The organism is Rhodococcus sp. 15-725-2-2b (assembly GCF_002259075.1).
In the GTDB taxonomy this organism is placed as follows: domain Bacteria; phylum Actinomycetota; class Actinomycetes; order Mycobacteriales; family Mycobacteriaceae; genus Rhodococcoides.
This window is the reverse complement of sequence record NZ_NPFL01000006.1, coordinates 528,768-543,932: the sequence shown is the minus strand read 5'-3', so window position 1 is coordinate 543,932 and position 15,165 is coordinate 528,768. Positions and strand designations below refer to the sequence as shown.

The 15,165-nt window shown below is 65.2% G+C and carries 16 protein-coding genes; 5 read left to right on the top strand and 11 right to left on the bottom strand.

The window, feature by feature from the left end; all coding sequences use genetic code 11:
• Positions 1-24: 24 nt before the first annotated feature.
• Positions 25-450: a pyridoxamine 5'-phosphate oxidase family protein gene (locus tag CH306_RS08390; protein ID WP_045200650.1), complete on the bottom strand. Its 426-nt coding sequence runs from the start codon at positions 448-450 to the stop codon at positions 25-27.
• A gap of 65 nt (positions 451-515) precedes the next feature.
• Positions 516-1,775 carry a TetR/AcrR family transcriptional regulator gene (locus CH306_RS08385; RefSeq protein WP_094646239.1) on the bottom strand — a complete coding sequence of 420 codons (1,260 nt, stop codon included), beginning with the start codon at positions 1,773-1,775 and terminating at the stop codon, positions 516-518.
• Between the two features lie 225 nt (positions 1,776-2,000).
• Between CH306_RS08385 and CH306_RS08380 the strand changes: the two genes are divergently transcribed.
• Positions 2,001-2,363, top strand: coding sequence for a LuxR C-terminal-related transcriptional regulator (locus tag CH306_RS08380; RefSeq protein WP_082322619.1), 363 nt, complete (start codon positions 2,001-2,003; stop codon positions 2,361-2,363).
• Between the two features lie 72 nt (positions 2,364-2,435).
• Here the strand turns inward: CH306_RS08380 and CH306_RS08375 are convergent, their stop codons facing one another.
• Both CH306_RS08375 and CH306_RS08370 read right to left on the bottom strand, forming a co-directional pair.
• Positions 2,436-3,107 (bottom strand): SDR family oxidoreductase, encoded by a 672-nt coding sequence (locus CH306_RS08375; RefSeq protein ID WP_094646238.1) that lies wholly within the window; start codon positions 3,105-3,107, stop codon positions 2,436-2,438.
• Between the two features lie 13 nt (positions 3,108-3,120).
• Positions 3,121-3,636: a DinB family protein gene (locus CH306_RS08370; RefSeq protein WP_032396957.1), complete on the bottom strand. Its 516-nt coding sequence runs from the start codon at positions 3,634-3,636 to the stop codon at positions 3,121-3,123.
• Positions 3,637-3,745: 109 nt separating this feature from the next.
• Between CH306_RS08370 and ggh the strand changes: the two genes are divergently transcribed.
• Positions 3,746-5,083, top strand: coding sequence for a glucosylglycerate hydrolase (gene ggh / locus CH306_RS08365; protein WP_032396956.1), 1,338 nt, complete (start codon positions 3,746-3,748; stop codon positions 5,081-5,083).
• A gap of 9 nt (positions 5,084-5,092) precedes the next feature.
• Here the strand turns inward: ggh and CH306_RS08360 are convergent, their stop codons facing one another.
• Positions 5,093-5,779 carry a thioesterase domain-containing protein gene (locus CH306_RS08360; protein WP_094646237.1) on the bottom strand — a complete coding sequence of 229 codons (687 nt, stop codon included), beginning with the start codon at positions 5,777-5,779 and terminating at the stop codon, positions 5,093-5,095.
• Between the two features lie 195 nt (positions 5,780-5,974).
• Here CH306_RS08360 and CH306_RS08355 point away from each other — a divergent pair, with 195 nt between their 5' ends.
• The gene (locus CH306_RS08355) at positions 5,975-6,685 is read left to right on the top strand and encodes a glycoside hydrolase family 25 protein (RefSeq protein ID WP_094646236.1); all 711 of its coding nucleotides are present in this window, start codon (positions 5,975-5,977) and stop codon (positions 6,683-6,685) included.
• Positions 6,686-6,716: 31 nt separating this feature from the next.
• Here the strand turns inward: CH306_RS08355 and CH306_RS08350 are convergent, their stop codons facing one another.
• Positions 6,717-7,475 (bottom strand): SDR family NAD(P)-dependent oxidoreductase, encoded by a 759-nt coding sequence (locus tag CH306_RS08350; RefSeq protein WP_094646235.1) that lies wholly within the window; start codon positions 7,473-7,475, stop codon positions 6,717-6,719.
• A gap of 87 nt (positions 7,476-7,562) precedes the next feature.
• Here CH306_RS08350 and CH306_RS08345 point away from each other — a divergent pair, with 87 nt between their 5' ends.
• Positions 7,563-8,159, top strand: a complete 597-nt coding sequence (locus CH306_RS08345; protein ID WP_068047591.1) for a TetR family transcriptional regulator — start codon at positions 7,563-7,565, stop codon at positions 8,157-8,159.
• A 61-nt stretch (positions 8,160-8,220) separates the two neighbouring features.
• On the top strand, positions 8,221-8,955 hold the full coding sequence (locus tag CH306_RS08340; protein WP_094646234.1) for an alpha/beta hydrolase family protein: 735 nt from the start codon (positions 8,221-8,223) through the stop codon (positions 8,953-8,955).
• Between the two features lie 94 nt (positions 8,956-9,049).
• On the opposite strand, the gene CH306_RS08335 is transcribed toward CH306_RS08340, so the two are convergent.
• From CH306_RS08335 to CH306_RS08315, 5 genes are all read right to left on the bottom strand, one after another.
• Positions 9,050-11,107: a PhoX family protein gene (locus CH306_RS08335; RefSeq protein ID WP_094646233.1), complete on the bottom strand. Its 2,058-nt coding sequence runs from the start codon at positions 11,105-11,107 to the stop codon at positions 9,050-9,052.
• A gap of 80 nt (positions 11,108-11,187) precedes the next feature.
• On the bottom strand, positions 11,188-11,916 hold the full coding sequence (locus CH306_RS08330; protein WP_045197723.1) for an amino acid ABC transporter ATP-binding protein: 729 nt from the start codon (positions 11,914-11,916) through the stop codon (positions 11,188-11,190).
• A 1-nt stretch (position 11,917) separates the two neighbouring features.
• Positions 11,918-13,726 (bottom strand): ABC transporter substrate-binding protein/permease, encoded by a 1,809-nt coding sequence (locus CH306_RS08325; RefSeq protein ID WP_094646232.1) that lies wholly within the window; start codon positions 13,724-13,726, stop codon positions 11,918-11,920.
• An 86-nt stretch (positions 13,727-13,812) separates the two neighbouring features.
• A complete protein-coding gene (locus CH306_RS08320) occupies positions 13,813-14,583 on the bottom strand; it encodes an LLM class F420-dependent oxidoreductase (protein WP_179272808.1) in 771 nt (256 codons plus the stop codon).
• 46 nt (positions 14,584-14,629) lie between these two features.
• Complete coding sequence (locus CH306_RS08315; protein ID WP_045197719.1) at positions 14,630-15,139, bottom strand: TIGR04338 family metallohydrolase; 510 nt, start codon at positions 15,137-15,139, stop codon at positions 14,630-14,632.
• Positions 15,140-15,165 lie beyond the last annotated feature (26 nt).

Sequence of the window (15,165 nt, the reverse complement as noted above, 5' to 3'; positions counted from 1 at the left end):
GGAAGGCGCTACCGGCGCGCTACCTCAGATCGCGCCCAGATCGGCCGACAGCCAGTGCTCCGGCTGCAGGTAGAACACCACGTTCTCTTCGTGCTCGCTGTCGGCCATTTCGAGATAGCCGTCGACCTTCTCCGGCGGTAGGTAGCGCGCAGCCATGGCGCGTAGTAGCTCCGGCGTACTCGGCTCTTCCCGCGCAACCGGTCCCTCGACTGACACGTATTTGATGGTCGGATTCGTCTGCTCGATCATGAGCGTGAAACGCTGTGCAGCCCTGATCGATTCGGCTTTCCTGGACGTCTTTCCGGTGAGAACCCAGGCCTGGCCACCAGGTGTGTAGTCGTACCAGATGGGGACGGTGAGCGGACCACGATCCGGGCCCGCGGAGACGGACAGCGCGGCGACGTGAGACTCGGCCAGAAATTCTTCGCGTTCTGCCTTCGACAGTGCCATGACACAACCGTAGGACTTTCGCAGACCGAGTTCCAGACCTGGACGCACCCTCGGGTCGGGTGATGTCAGGGCGTCCTGGTCGAGACACCCGGCATCAGTACTCGCAGCACACCGGCGACGACGTCCGACGCCGTTTCGGTGGGACGCGTCAGGCATCGGAAGAGAACGTTGTTGGTCAGCATGATCGCCACCTCGGGTGCGGGTGCCTCGTCGCTGAACACACCGGTTTCGCGTCCGCGTTCGAGGATGGGGACGACGGCAGCGGGGAGGTAGAGGTTCTCGATCACGGTCGTGATCGTGCTCGGATGCTGGAACTGCTCGAAGCTCAGGGCGAGGAGCATCCCCGAGCTCATCGCCCGGTTGTCGATCACGAAGTTCCCCAGCGAGATCAGGGTCCGTTGCAGTGCGACTGCGGGCTCGATTCCGAGGCGTTCGTCGGCGCGGCGCAACCGTAGGACGCGATCGAACTCGGGTTTCAGTGCGGCGACGATGATGTCGACCTTGCTGGGAAACAGGCGGCGAAGATCCTCGACCCGGATCTTCGCCGCTGCGGCGATGTCGGCGAGCGTGACCAGGAAGTAGCCGTTGTCGAGGAAGAGCTTTTCCGTAGCCGCGATGACGTCGGCCTCCAGATCCGGGCGAAGGGAAGCGGCCCCCTCGAGCGCATCGACGGGGTCGGGTTCGGGTGCATTCCGATCGGAGTGCACCGGGTCGATGGCCCACCGCAGGATCGAGGTGACTGCGTCGGATACCTCGCCCGTGGCAACCGAACCGGGCGTGAGCATCTCACGGAGCGCGTAGCCGTCGAGGAGTGCGCCCAGGGCAGTGGACAGGGACGTCAAGGACAACGGCCGACGCACGGACCCACCCTGGGCCTGGATCGCCTGACCCACCACTGTGCGGAGGTCTGCATCGAGCCGTTCGAATTCCGGGGTGACTGCCTTGCGGGCTCCGTCGTGGTCGGCTGCGAACAGGACGGCGATGAGTCGGCGCCGCATCAATCCCGACGTCAGGTCGTCGAACAGGGCCGACACCGGCGCAGCCGCGTCGCGCCATCCCGTCGGCGGGTCGGTGGGTGGGACGGTTCCGCTGTAATTCACGGTGAGGTTGTCCAGCAGATCCGCGACGAACGCCTCTTTGCCGCCGGAGCCACCGCTGCGTGAGTTGCCTGGGTAGGCGTTGCGGAAGGTCTGATGGGACAGACCGGCACCGTCCACGACGGCCGCGATGGAGAGCGATCGCGCCAGATCGGTGGTGTCGAGTTCGTCCAGAAGCCGGTAGCCGGTCCGAAGGAACTGCTCGCGCGGGGTCGGCCTGGTGTTCAACGACTACCGCCTCTACAGACTGCACAGCTCCGGATTGGACCTCGAACCATAGCAATCCGAGTGTGTCGCCCGCTTGGTTTACAACCAACTACACGTGGGGTTAGTTGGAACACTCTGATGGAGACCTGAGTCGAATTGGTTTGTGTTGCAGGGGATTCACGCGCCGTGATCAGATGCACACGGGCCGAGAGTTCGTGTGACGGCCGATATCGCAAGGAGGCACACATGGTGGTGATCGGTCATCGACCCCCCACACAGCCGCGAGCTCTGGCACCACTCGGCACCAGGCAGCCCCTGACACGTTCCACGCACCCTCCGGTGCGAGTGCAGAGGACACCGCCGCAGGCGGTGCCGGTGTACGCATCTCCCGGATTGACCGAGCGTGAGGTCACCGTCCTGAAGGCTTGGCTGGACTGCGACTCCAAAGTCGACGTCGGGGCCCGTCTTCACATCGCACTGGGAACCGTCAACACGCACCTGACGCGAATCCGCGACAAGTACTCCCGCGTGGGTAGAGCGGCTCCGACGAAGGCTGCACTGGTCGCCCGGGCACTGCAGGACGGCATCGTGACGCTCGACGACCTCTGAACGCGATCGGAGATTCCATCCCCTCCTACGAGGCCGGAGTGGAGCCTGCGCAACGGCCGAGGGCACTTCTGCTCACCTGGTGCGCAGCACCAGCTCCGTGGGGTGAGCATCGGCGGGGGTATCGATGGCGTTGCGCACCGCGAGGGCAACGGTGCTGGGCTGCAGGAATTTCGAGCCGTCGTACTCCCCACCCTCGTGTGCGACGATCTCGCGCTGCATCTCGGTGTCGATACGTCCGGGATGAACCGAGGTCACACGAAGCGTCGGCTCCTCCTGTCGCAGTGCATCACCGAATGCGCGCAACGCGAACTTGCTCGCCGCGTAGCCGCCCCACCCCGGGTTCGCGCGAATGCCGGCACCCGAATTGATCAGCACCACATGGCCGTTGGCCTTCCGCAGCGCCGGTAGGAGCAGCCGAGTCAGCTCGACGACGGCGATGACGTTCACCTCGTACTGTCGCCGCCAGTCCTCCGCCGTCGACTCCTCGACGGTCCCCAGTGCTGCGACTCCGGCGTTGTGCACCAACACGTCGAGAGAATCGATGCCCGACGCGGCTGCGGCCACCGCGTCGGGATCGGTCAGTTCCACCGGCCACGGGGTGGCTCCCGACAGTTCCGACGAGACGGCCTCGAGAGACTCGGCCGATCGTCCGCCGAGCAGGACGTGGTGATCCGGGGCGAGCAATCGGGCGATGTGGGCCCCGAGGCCACGGCTTGCCCCGGTCACCAGCGCAGTACGAGTCATGAAGCCAGACTATCTAGAAGCTCATCCCCGCCTCGGATGCCCAGGTCCGGGTGGTGTTCGCTCCGTCGAGTTCCTCGCGAATGATGTCCGCGTGCCCTGCATGCTGCGAGATTTCGCGCAGGATGTGCAGCACCGTGAATCGTGCGCTCTGCCAGATGCGTTCGGGTGCCCAGGGTGCCGTCGGGACCGGGACGGACAGATTCAGATCCAACGTCGCCAAGGCATCGGTGGTGGAGCGCGCCACCTCTTCCCACTCGGTGATGAGCCCTGCGACAGTCTCGTCGTCCGCCATGACGTATTCGCCGCCGGCGGACTCCATGTCGAACTCGGCCGTGTCGTCGAGTTCGGCGATCACCTTCATCCAGTGCCGTTCGTTGCTGATCACGTGATGCAGCAGTCCGCCGAGGGTGAGTTCGCTGGCGGTCGTGCGGGTACGCGCCTGCTCGTCGCTGATGCCGCGCACGGTGATGAGAAAGTTCGCGCGCTGTTCGTCGAGCATTCTGGTGATGTCGGTGTTCTCGGTGGTCATCGTTTCCTCCTGGATGGGCTGGTGAAACCCACACTAGAAACAATCGAGGACATATTCGGTCCTCGATTTCAAACGAGCGGAATCACGCGCGCGGACGCAAACTGTCTGCATGGGCGATCGAGGTTTCACTTCCACGCAGTTGGCGGCGCGCGCGGCATATCTGCTCAGGGGCAACGACCTGGGCACCATGACCAGCGCGGCCCCGCGACTGTATCCGCACATGTGGAGCTGGGATGCGGCGTTCGTCTCGGTCGGGCTGGCTCCGCTGAGCGTGGAGCGGGCCGTGGTGGAGATGGACACCTTGCTCTCCGCGCAGTGGAAGAACGGGATGATCCCGCACATCGTCTTCGCCAACGGTGTCGACGGCTACTTCCCCGGTCCTGCGCGGTGGGCGACCGGCACGCTCGCGTCGCACGCACCGATGAGCCCGCAGACCTCGGGGATCACCCAACCGCCGGTGCACGCGATCGCGGTGCAGCGCATCCTCGATCATTCCAAGCGCCACGGACGTACGACGCGTGCCGTCGCCGAGGAATTCCTCGACCGCCGCTGGGGTGATCTGGTGCGGTGGCATCGCTGGCTCGCTCAGGCCCGCGATGTCGACGACAACGGACGGATCGCGGTCTTCCACGGCTGGGAGTCGGGGATGGACAATTCACCTCGTTGGGATTCGGCCTATGCGAATGTGGTTCCCGGAGAGATGGATCCGTACTTCCGAGAGGACAAGGCGGTGATCTCCGACGCCTCCCAGCGGCCGAGCAATCTCGAGTACGACCGCTACATCTGGCTGGTGGAGGAGATGAAGCAGGTCGGGTACGACGACGATGCATTGAAGACGAAGATGAGCTTCGCCGTCGAGGACGTGTTCGTCAGCGCCATCTTCGCAGTGGCATGCGATGTGCTCGCGACCATCGGCGAGGACCATTCACGTCCCCACTCCGATGTTCGGGAGTTGCGGTCGTGGGCGGAGAAGTTCCGCAAAGGCGTCATCGCGACGACGGATGCGCGCTCCGGTGGGGCCCGTGACTTCGATCTGCGGACGGGCCAGTGGATCGGCACCGAGACGATCGCGATGTTCGCCCCGTTGCTGTGCGGCGGACTGCCCCGCGAACAGGAACGAAACTTGATCCGCATCTTCGAGGGCACGCGGTTCTGCGGACATCCGGATCTGCGCTATGCCGTTCCGCCGTCCACGTCCCCGGTGTCGAAGGATTTCCGTGCCCGTGAGTACTGGCGCGGGCCGGTGTGGCCGGTGATGACGTGGCTGTTCTCGTGGGCGTTCGCGCGTCGTGGTTGGTCGGAGCGGTCACTGTCGTTGCGAGACGAAGGGTTGCGTCAGGCCAGCGACGGCAGCTTCGCCGAGTACTACGAGCCGTTCACCGGCAAGCCGCTCGGCAGCATGCAGCAATCCTGGACGGCGGCGGCCGTGCTGGACTGGCTGGGGTAGCGAGAAGGATCAGCCGAGGTAGCTGTCGACGAGAGGGCCGACGACGTCGAACGTGGTGGCGTCGGGCACGAGGTACTTGGCGACGGTGCCGCAGACGAAGGGGTGCCACGCGGAACCGGAGTCGGTACCGAGGGACGAGACGGCCAGGACGTTGCCGAAGTAGATGCCGGGCAGGTGGCGCTGGACGAGTTCGTCGTTGTGCGACGCGACGGCGAGCAGTTCCTCGACGTGGCTGCGATCGATCTCGTCACCCATGGCTCCGAGCAGATCTGCGCCCTCGGCGCGGGCCCGGACAGGGTCGCTGTCCAGCAGCGTCAGTGCGCCGACGGTGACGCCCCGGTTCTGCAGTTCGACGGCGATGGCGTGGGCGAGAACTCCACCGAACGACATGCCGAGGAGGTGGACGGTGCCGTCGGTCTGGATGCGAACGATGTCGTCGGCGTACTGCGCCGCCAGTGCTGCGAGGGATTCGGCGCGCTCACCGGACGCGGGTACCTGGACGCCGTAGATGGGGCGGTCGTCGTCGACGTGAGGTGCCAGGCCTGCGTAGCAATCGACCAGACCCACCAGCGGGTGGATGCAGAACACGGGGTCGAGGTGTCCGGTGGTTCGGATCGGCGCGATGGTCGGCACCGCATAGTCGGACGGGTCGAGATCCGTGAGAGCCAGATGCGATAGATCGTTCACGACAGTCATGGGTGCGCCTCCGAGCCAAGAGATGTAGTTCGTGTTTGCATTGGTTTGTTCGTGCCGACTCTGGGTATGTCGCTGTCGGCGGCGTGAGTGTTACCCACGTCTCATTACCGAGGACTCAACCATGTCTGTGGACCGATCGCATTAGTGACTGTTCACCATTGAGTGCCCAGGTCCGGGCCCCCTACTCTCACCCGAGTGGTCTTCTCTCGCACGTCGCGTGCTCTGTTCGGATTGTTCTCGGCCGGTGTCATCGCCTGTGCTGCTCCCGGGATCGCGTCGGCCGTTCCGCAGGGCCCGGACGTCTCGTCGTGGCAACACATCGACGGCACCGCGATCGATTGGCATGCCGTCGAGGCGGCGGGCCACGGATTCGCGATGGTCAAGGCCACCGAGGGTCTGGACTACGTCAACCCGTACTTCGTCGAGGATTCCATCGTCATGCGCACGGCGAACGTGGCGCGCGGGGCGTACCACTACGCCGATGTGACGCTCTCACCCGAGTTGCAGGGCGCGTACTACTCGGCACTGGTGCTGGGCATCAACGGCCCGGGTGATCTGCCGCCGGTGCTCGACCTCGAGGACGCGAAGGGGAGGTCGCCTGCCGAGGTCATCGACTGGACGCACCGGTACCTCGATACCGTCCAGACGCTGACCGGCCGTCAGCCGATCATCTACACGTATCCGAACTTCTGGCGGACGGCGATGGCCGACACCCACGAGTTCGCCGACTATCCGCTGTGGATCGCCGACTACAACGACGAGCTGGGGCCGCTGCCCGGCGGCTGGACGAACTGGCTGTTCTGGCAGTTCACCGACCGCGGCACCATTCCCGGAATCGACGGACGTACCGACATCAATCACTACGCGGGCACACCGGAATCGCTGCGGGCACTCGCTCGGTGGTGACGTTCCTGAAACTGCACGGCTGCGCACTCCGTCACCAGGGCACGCGCGTACCGTCCCACGACCACAGGGCTCCCGTGGGGCCGTCGTCGGCGAGGAGGGCGAGACGGACCACTCCCGTAGCCGCCTCGGCCGGGTCTCCGCCCGCCGACATGCCCGCGACGAGGTTGGTGTGGCGCAGCCCGGGTGCCAGGGCGTTGACCTTGACCTTCTCGCCGAGGGTCTGAGCGGTCAGCAGCGTGACGGCGTTGACGGCTGTCTTCGAGCTTCGGTAGGCCACGCCGCCGCCCTTCACTCGTTCCCAGTCGAACTGTGGGTTCGGGCTGCTGTTCCAGGTCAGGGATCCGGCTCCGCTGGACACGTTGACGATGCGTGGGTGCGCGGACCTGTGCAACGCAGGGAGAAATCCCTGAGTGACGGAGATGAGACCGAAGATGTTGGTCTCGTACGCAGTACGCAACTGCTCGAGCGTGGTGCCGACGACGTCGTCGTTGCCTGGGTTCACCCCGGCGTTGTTCACGAGTATGTCCAGTTCGCCGACCTGCTGCACGGCTGCGGCGACCGAAGACGGGTCCGTGACATCGAGCTGCACGACGCGCGCGCCCGAGCCCAGTTCTGCGGCTGCGCGTTGCCCCTTGTCGAGATCCCGCGCTCCGATCCATACGTTCACGCCGAGAGCCAGTAGCTGCCGCGCCGTCTCGAGACCGATGCCACTGTTCCCTCCCGTCACCAGAGCCACCGAGTTCGGCGCGGGCGATCGGATTTCTGCGGGAAGACTGTCGACGACGTTCATGTTTACTCTCCAACTCCAACGATGTAGTTGGAATGCTACCTCTCGAGCGCGGGGAAATTCCAACTCAGAAGTTGGTAATCTCGGCGGATGGCCTGGGACACGGACGGGACACGGCGTCGACTCCGCGATGCCGCGCTGGTGGAATTCGCAGCTCACGGGTTCGAGGGCACGACCGTCGCATCCATCGCAACTCGATCAGGCGTCAACAAGGAGAGGCTCTACAGCTACTTCGGCGACAAGAAGGCTCTCTGGGACCTCGTCCTGGCAACCGAGTTGGAGCGCCTTGCGACCGGCGTCGAACTCACAGGGGTCGACTTGGACGACATCGGCGAATTCGCCGGAGCGACGTTCGACTATCACGCATCTCATCCCGAACTGGGCCGCCTGCTGCAGTGGGAGGGTCTCCAGCCTGGCCCGCCGGCTCACGCGGAGGTGCGCACGACGCACTACCGAGAGAAGGTGGCGCGTTTCGCCGACGCCCAGCGACACGGCCTCATCGATTCGGAGATCGATCCTGCGCACTTGGTGTTCACGCTGATCGCGCTGGCCGCCTGGTGGCAGACCGTCCCGCAGCTCGCCGAAATGATCACCGGTGCTGGACCCAACGACCAGCAGGCACGGGCGGCACGTCGACGCTTTGTCGTGGAGGCAGCGAGGCGAATCGCCGCACAACCCGGGTCGTGAGGTGAAGCGTGACGCCTGGGCACTCGACCGATTCCAGCGCACCATCGATGGAGGTAAGTGAATGGAACCGCAGCCGTTCGTACTCGCAACGCCCGACGTACTACGCGAACGTCGAGAATCGTTCGACGTATATCGGGCACCCGACACGGCACCCGGCGAAGACGCTCCTCGGCCCGCTGTTGTCTTCGTCCACGGTGGTCCGCGTCCGCCGGGCGTCGAATGGCGACCCCGAGATCAACCGGTTTTCGTGGGATACGGATCCATCGCTGCGGCAGCAGGTGTCGTCGGTGTCGTACTCGAACATCACATGTCCTCGCTGGCCGAGTGTGCTGCGGCTGCCGATGAGATCGCCATCGGAGTCGACCAGGTTCGACAACTCCCCGGAGTGGATCCCAATCGAGTTGCGCTGTGGTTCTTTTCCGGGAGCGGGCTGCTCGCTGCCGACTGGTTGAAACACCCTCCGGCGTGGTTGACCTGTCTCGCATTGACATACCCGGTGCTGCAGACCCTCCCTGAATGGGGGGTCGAGCCGCGATTCGATTCCACTCTCGCCGTATCGGATTCGGGAGCACTGCCGATTCTGCTCACACGTGTGGGCCGCGATCGCCCCGAATTCGTCTCGGGGGTGAACGCTTTCGTCGAGGCTGCCCACGCTACGAACCTAGACATCATCGACGTACCCGACGGACAACACGGATTCGACATGCTCGATCACACCGGCGAATCGCGTGATGCCGTCAGCCGTGCGATGGCCTGGGTCGTCGCACGGCTGATGACAGATACGGCTGCCGACTGAGCGCCGCCCCCGAGGACGCCTGACACAACCGAAGCGCCCGCAGTCGACTGTCTTCGACCACGGGCGCGTTCCGATCGATGCGAAACAGCTACGGCTACGCCGACTTCCACACTGCGACGACGGAGGGCCGCGGCTGGGTGTCGTCGCCGTCGGGCCAATGCGAGATCGGTGCGTCGGCGGTGGCGTCGTCGCTTTCGCCCGGGTGCTGCACGCACACCACGACCCGTTCGTCGGAGACGATGGGACCACAGGTCTCGCCGCCCGCGGGAACCGTCAGGAACTGACGAGTCTCACCACGACGTGGGCCGTCGAGCACCACGGCGAACAGGCCGTCGTTGGAGTCGAGAGCGTTGCCGTCGGTGGAGACCCACAGGTTGCCCTTCGAGTCGAAGGCGAGGTTGTCGGGGCACGAGATGGGGCTGACCTGACTCTTGTCGAAGCCGCCGAAGTACGTGTCGGCCTCGTTCGGGTCACCGCACACCAGCAGCAGGTTCCAGGTGAACGACGTGCCCGCGTGGTCGTCGTCGAGCTCGAGCACCTGGCCGTTCTTGTTGGCGTTGCGGGGGTTGGCCTCGTCGGCCGCGGCCTTGCCCTCGGTGCCTCGGTTGGTGTTGTTGGTCAGCGCGACGTAGACCTTGCCGGTCACCGGGTTGGGCTCGAAGTCCTCCGGACGGTCCATCTTGGTTGCGCCCACCTTGTCGCCCGCCTGGCGGGTGAACACCGCGACCTCCTCGGCCGACATGCCGTCGACGAGTGACGTGCCGCGGCCGTCCTCGCCGGTCTCGAGCAGAGGGATCCACGTTCCGGTGCCGCGGAACTCGCCGTTGGCGGGCAGGGTGCCGGAGCCGTCGATCTCGTCGGGAGTGTCGCCTGTGAGGGTCGCGACGTACAGCGTGCCCGCGTCCAGCAGCGTCAGGTTGTTGCGCATCGCGGCCGCGCCGGTGCCGGGCATCATCGTGCGGCTCGAGACGAACTTGTACATGTAGTCGAAGCGCTCGTCGTCACCGCTGTAGGCGACGACGGTGCCGTCGTCGGTGACGTGGATGGTGGCGGCCTCGTGCTTGAAGCGTCCCAGCGCAGTGTGCTTGATCGGGGCCGACTGCGGATCCCACGGGTTTACCTCGACGATGTACCCGAATCGGTTGGCCTCGTTGGGCTCCTGAGCGAGATCGAAGCGCTTGTCGAAGGTTTCCCACTTGCGATCGCTGGCGGCGCCCTCGATGCCGTAGCGGGCGAGGCGATCGGCGGCGACGGTCTCGGTGACCGACTCCGCGTTGCCGAAGTACTGGTTGAAGTTCTCCTCACCGGAGAGCACTGTGCCCCACGGCGTCAGACCACCCGAGCAGTTGTTGAACGTGCCGAGCACGCGGGTACCCGTCGGGTCGGCACTGGTCTTGAGGAAGTCGCTGCCCGCGGCCGGGCCGGTGACGACGAACTCCGTCGTCCCGGTGATGCGACGGTTGTATCGGCCCATCCTCGGCGTCAGCTTGCCCGAATCAGCCTCGCCCTGAACCTGAACCACCGTCAGGCCGTGTGCGGCGAGTGCAATGTCGAACTGCTCGCGCGTCGGCTTCTCCGCGTCGTAGCCCTTGAACATCGCCGGCTCGGTGGTGTACTCGTGATTGACCGCCAGCAGGAACGCGTTCGGTGTGCCCTCCACCGGAAGCAGGCCGGCGAAGTCGTTGTTGAAGCCGAACTGCATCGCCTGCGCGGCGGCGGTCTGGTTGTCGAAGTCGAACGCGGGAGCGCCCTCGACGACCGGATCGCCCCAGCGGATCACGACGGCCTGCTCGTGGCCCTCGGGTATCACGACGGCGTCCTCGGTGTTCGGTTCCACCGCAACGAAATCCACGCCGTCGACCGGCGGGGTGTCGGCACCCGACGCGCTGGAGGTTGCGCTTCCGGTGGCGGTGGGCTCGTCGGTCGAGCACGCGGCGAGAGCGCTACCGGCACCGACCGCGAGCACCGCCATCGCACCGCCCTTGATCACTCCGCGCCGCGACATCGCGGTCTTGACGATGTCGCCGAAGTATTCACCCTTCGAGGTGTTGGGAACCTCGTGGAAACACGCATCGCCGCACTTGTACTTGCACGTCAATGCCGATCGCTTGGAGCTTCCGTCGTGAACCGCGAACAAGGGTAGTGGCTTCATGAGTGGGCACGCTGTCACCCAAAAGCGAAAGTAAAGGAACGTTCAGGTGAAGTCGCGGACAACGAGGTTGCCCTAACGTGCTACAGCACCTGCGACAGAAACGCTTTCAGTCGGTCGGTGTGCGGATCGTCGAACAACTGCTCCGGCGTTCCGGTTTCGACGGCGCTGCCGTGATCCATGAACAGCACCCTGTTGGACACCGATCGCGCGAAGCCCATCTCGTGGGTCACCACCACCATCGTCATGCCGCCCTTCGCGAGATCGGCCATCAGCGCCAGCACACCCTTGACCAACTCGGGGTCGAGAGCGGAGGTGGCCTCGTCGAAGAACATCACCTCCGGCTTCATGGCCAGTGCTCGCGCGATGGCGACGCGCTGCTGCTGTCCGCCGGAGAGATTGCCCGGACGCGAATCCGCCTTGTTGGCCAGGCCGACCAACTCGAGCTGATCCATCGCGGCCGCGCGAGCGGCCTCCTTGGACAGGCCGAGCAGCTTCTGCGGGCCGAGCGCGATGTTGTCGGCAACGCTCTTGTGCGGGAACAGGTTGAACTGCTGGAACACCATGCCGATACGTTGCCGCAACTGGTCGGGGTTGTCCTTCAGCACCGACTTGCCGTCGAGCAGAATGTCGCCCTGTTCGGGTTCGTGCAGTCGATTGAGAGCACGCAGCAGCGTCGACTTGCCCGAGCCCGACGGGCCGATGACCGTGGTGGTCGTGCCGGCCGGGACGTCGATGCTCACCCCGCGCAGCACCTTGTTGGTGCCGAAGGACAGGTGGATGTCCTTGCCTACGAGCGAAACAGAAGTCATGTCAGCCTCTTTCCACGACGACGGCCTGCTCGACCGGGTCCAGCGTCTGCTCGGCCTTGCCGGTGCGCAGTCGCTTGTCGATGTAGTTCACGAGATGGGTGAGCGGCACGGTCAGCACCAGGTAGAACAATCCGGCCGCGACGAGCGGAGACAGATTTCCGGTCTGTGCGTTGAGATCTCGACCGACCGCGAACAGCTCACGTTGGGTGGCGAGCAGTCCGAGGAAGTAGATCAGCGACGAGTCCTTGATCAGCGAGATGAACTGGTTCATCAGCGCCGGCAGGACGCGTCGGACACCCTGCGGGACGACCACCAGGTTCATCGAACGACGACGGCTGAATCCGAGTGCCCGGGCTGCTTCCATCTGACCGGCTTCGACGCTCTGGATGCCGGATCGGAAGATCTCGCCGATGTACGCGGCGGCGAGCAGCGAGAGGGCGGCGGCGCCGAGCCAGTACGGATTGCCGCCGGTCACACCTTGCACCACCGGTCCGATTCCCAGTCCGATGATCAGAATGATGACCACGGCGGGCAGTCCGCGGAAGATGTCGGTGTAGACGCGGGCGGGCCAGCGCAACCAGCGCGTGCGGGAGAGGCCGGCCAGAGCCAGCAACATGCCCAGGACCGTACCGATGATGCCCGACGCCAATGCCAGAATCAGCGTGTTGGGCAGGCCCACCTTGAACAGGTCGGGGATGGCGGACTTGTACAGCGACCAGTCGAAGAACGTGTCGCCCAACTGCGCCAGCGTCGACTTCGGCTGGACCGCAACCGCTTCGGGAGCGTTCGCGTCGTTCTGCGCGGCGATGGCGGCGAAGTCGGGTAGCTCCGGCTCCGGGGCTGCCTTGCTGCCGGGCTTGAAGCCGTCGGGCAGCTCGCGAGGAACCCAGTCGGAGTAGAGCGTGGCCCAGGTGCCGTCGGCGATCACCGCGTCGAGCCCGGAGTTCAGCGCATCGACCAGTGGTTGATTGTCACGGGCGACGGCCCAGCCGACGAAGTTGTTCAGCGAGAACGTGTTCTGTGTGATCGCGGTGCCGTCCTCGGGCTTGACCAAGCCCTCGGCCTGCTGCGACGGAGCCACCCAGGCGTCGATCTGACCGGTCCGCAGGTTCGCGTAGGCGGTGTTGTAGTCCGGGAACTTCACCGGATCGAGGCCGAGCGTGTTCACCACGTAGTCGTCCTGCACGGTGCCCTGCACCACGCCGATCCTGGTGCTCGCGTTCAGGTCCTCGAAGCGGCTGATCGGACCGCCGGTTTGAGCGACGAGGGAGAAGTAGCCGAAGTCGTATCCGTTGGTGAATCCGACGGTGTTGCGTCGCTCGTCCGTCGTCGTGATCGAGGACGACCCGACGTCGAAGCGGCGGCCCGCAACCTGGGCGAGCAGGCCCGAGAACTCGGTGCCCGAGAAGTTGATCTGCAGCCCGAGCTTGTCCGCGACGGCCTTCAGCAGTTCGTTGTCGTAGCCGGTGTACTGGCCGGCCGAGTCGAGGCAGATGCTCGGCGGGGCGTCGGAGAGAGTGCCGACGGTCAACACTCCCGGCGTCGCCAATCCCAGGGCGTTCGTGTCGACGCGGTCCAGCGGGGTGACGTTGTCCGTCGTGTATCTGTCCTCTGTCGCGGCCGCTGCGGCAGCGTCGAAGTTCGTCGGCGTGGACGACGCACTGTCGACTCCGGGAGGGGCGCACAGGTCGGTGGGACCTGCGGCCGCCTGATCATCGGAGTTCGAGGTTCCACACGCGGCGAGCGTGAGGGCCATCAACAGTCCGAGAACGAGAACCACGAGCGCGCGTGAAGCGCGTACGGCAACCATGGACAAAACCCTAAGCGGACCAGGGCCCACTCACCCAAACGGCCGACGCGCAAGGGTTTCGCTCAACGAACTGCCGTGACGTGTGACTACCGGTGCGCGTCCCGCCACGCGATGGCTTCGCCCAGTTCCGTGAGGTCGTATTCGGGGCCTCCGGTACCCACGGTGAACAGGGTGGCTCCGGCGTCGACGAAGTCCTGGGCGGTGTCCGCGCCCGGCCACGAGACCGATCGAGTGATGCCCGAGACGTCGCGCCCGACGGTGGTGCCGTGCTCGGCGAGGATCTCGGATTTGCGCTTCAACGCCTCGAGGTCGGCGAAGCTGTGCCAGATGTGCGCGTACTCGGCGACCATCTTCAGGGTCTTCTTCTCACCGCCACCGCCGATGAGAATCGGGATGTCGCGGGTGGGAGCCGGGTTTCCGACATCGAGTCGGTGTCGGATTCTGGCCAGGCTCTCCTTCAGCAAGGCCAGACGCGAACCGGCCGTGCCGAATTCGTAGCCGAAGTTGTCGTAGTCCTTCTCGTTCCACCCAGCGCCGATGCCGAGAATCAGCCGGCCGCCGCTGATGTGGTCGACGGTGCGCGCCATGTCGGCCAACAGGTCCGGATTGCGGTAGCCGCCGCCGGTGACGAGCGCACCGATCTCGACGTTCGACGTCTGCTCGGCCCAGGCACCGAGCATCGTCCAGCACTCGAAATGCGCGCCGTCGAGGTCGCCGTACAGCGGATAGAAGTGATCCCAGTTGAAGACGATGTCGACACCCGCATCCTCCGATCGCAACACCGCGTCGCGGATCAACTGATAGTCGGGAGCGTGCTGGGGCTGAAGCTGAACACCGATCTTGACGGCCATGTACATCTCCTCGTCGTGTGGGCTGCGTCTCCCATGATGCACCCGAATGCGATCAGCCGATGCGGACGCCGCTCTCGGCCATCATCGCGCGCAGTACGAACCCGGCCTCGGAGCCGACGATCTCGCCGACGAGGGTGATGTAGCGGTCGACGAATGCGCCGCCGTGCTGCTGCTCGTTCTCCTCGGCGAAATGGTGCGCGAGCTCGTGCAACACCACCAGCTCCCGCAGCGCCCAGGCCCTGTTACCCCGATGCAGGGGCACGGCAATGGTGGCGGTGTCCGATTCGTAATGCGCCGCAGCCGAACCCGAACGGGCCCGGACGGTGATCACACGACCGGCCTCGGGCCAGGTGGCGGCGACCCAATCCAGCCCGAGCACCGCATCGACGTACGCCTGCACCGACTCGATGGAGGCGAATTTGCGCTCGATCGGCAGCGTGATCTGTGAACCCATCACCTCCACCATGCGAAGACCTCGCTCCTCGGCGCGATCGAACATGGTGCGGACCAGTTGCTCGGCGTCGTAGACGGCCGCCCGCTGCGCGTCCCTCGCCCTGCTCATCGGATCAGCCTAATTTGTGTCGCCTT

What these genes read in the sequence shown, in the direction of transcription:
- ggh (WP_032396956.1), top strand. Translation starts at nt 3,746, where the DNA reads ATGGGCGATCGAGGTTTCACTTCCACGCAGTTGGCGGCGCGCGCGGCA.
- CH306_RS08390 (WP_045200650.1), bottom strand. Translation starts at nt 450, where the DNA reads ATGGCACTGTCGAAGGCAGAACGCGAAGAATTTCTGGCCGAGTCTCAC.
- CH306_RS08340 (WP_094646234.1), top strand. Translation starts at nt 8,221, where the DNA reads ATGGAACCGCAGCCGTTCGTACTCGCAACGCCCGACGTACTACGCGAA.
- CH306_RS08315 (WP_045197719.1), bottom strand. Translation starts at nt 15,139, where the DNA reads ATGAGCAGGGCGAGGGACGCGCAGCGGGCGGCCGTCTACGACGCCGAG.
- CH306_RS08325 (WP_094646232.1), bottom strand. Translation starts at nt 13,726, where the DNA reads ATGGTTGCCGTACGCGCTTCACGCGCGCTCGTGGTTCTCGTTCTCGGA.
- CH306_RS08335 (WP_094646233.1), bottom strand. Translation starts at nt 11,107, where the DNA reads ATGAAGCCACTACCCTTGTTCGCGGTTCACGACGGAAGCTCCAAGCGA.
- CH306_RS08360 (WP_094646237.1), bottom strand. Translation starts at nt 5,779, where the DNA reads ATGACTGTCGTGAACGATCTATCGCATCTGGCTCTCACGGATCTCGAC.
- CH306_RS08375 (WP_094646238.1), bottom strand. Translation starts at nt 3,107, where the DNA reads ATGACTCGTACTGCGCTGGTGACCGGGGCAAGCCGTGGCCTCGGGGCC.
- CH306_RS08370 (WP_032396957.1), bottom strand. Translation starts at nt 3,636, where the DNA reads ATGACCACCGAGAACACCGACATCACCAGAATGCTCGACGAACAGCGC.
- CH306_RS08380 (WP_082322619.1), top strand. Translation starts at nt 2,001, where the DNA reads ATGGTGGTGATCGGTCATCGACCCCCCACACAGCCGCGAGCTCTGGCA.
- CH306_RS08345 (WP_068047591.1), top strand. Translation starts at nt 7,563, where the DNA reads ATGGCCTGGGACACGGACGGGACACGGCGTCGACTCCGCGATGCCGCG.
- CH306_RS08350 (WP_094646235.1), bottom strand. Translation starts at nt 7,475, where the DNA reads ATGAACGTCGTCGACAGTCTTCCCGCAGAAATCCGATCGCCCGCGCCG.
- CH306_RS08320 (WP_179272808.1), bottom strand. Translation starts at nt 14,583, where the DNA reads ATGTACATGGCCGTCAAGATCGGTGTTCAGCTTCAGCCCCAGCACGCT.
- CH306_RS08330 (WP_045197723.1), bottom strand. Translation starts at nt 11,916, where the DNA reads ATGACTTCTGTTTCGCTCGTAGGCAAGGACATCCACCTGTCCTTCGGC.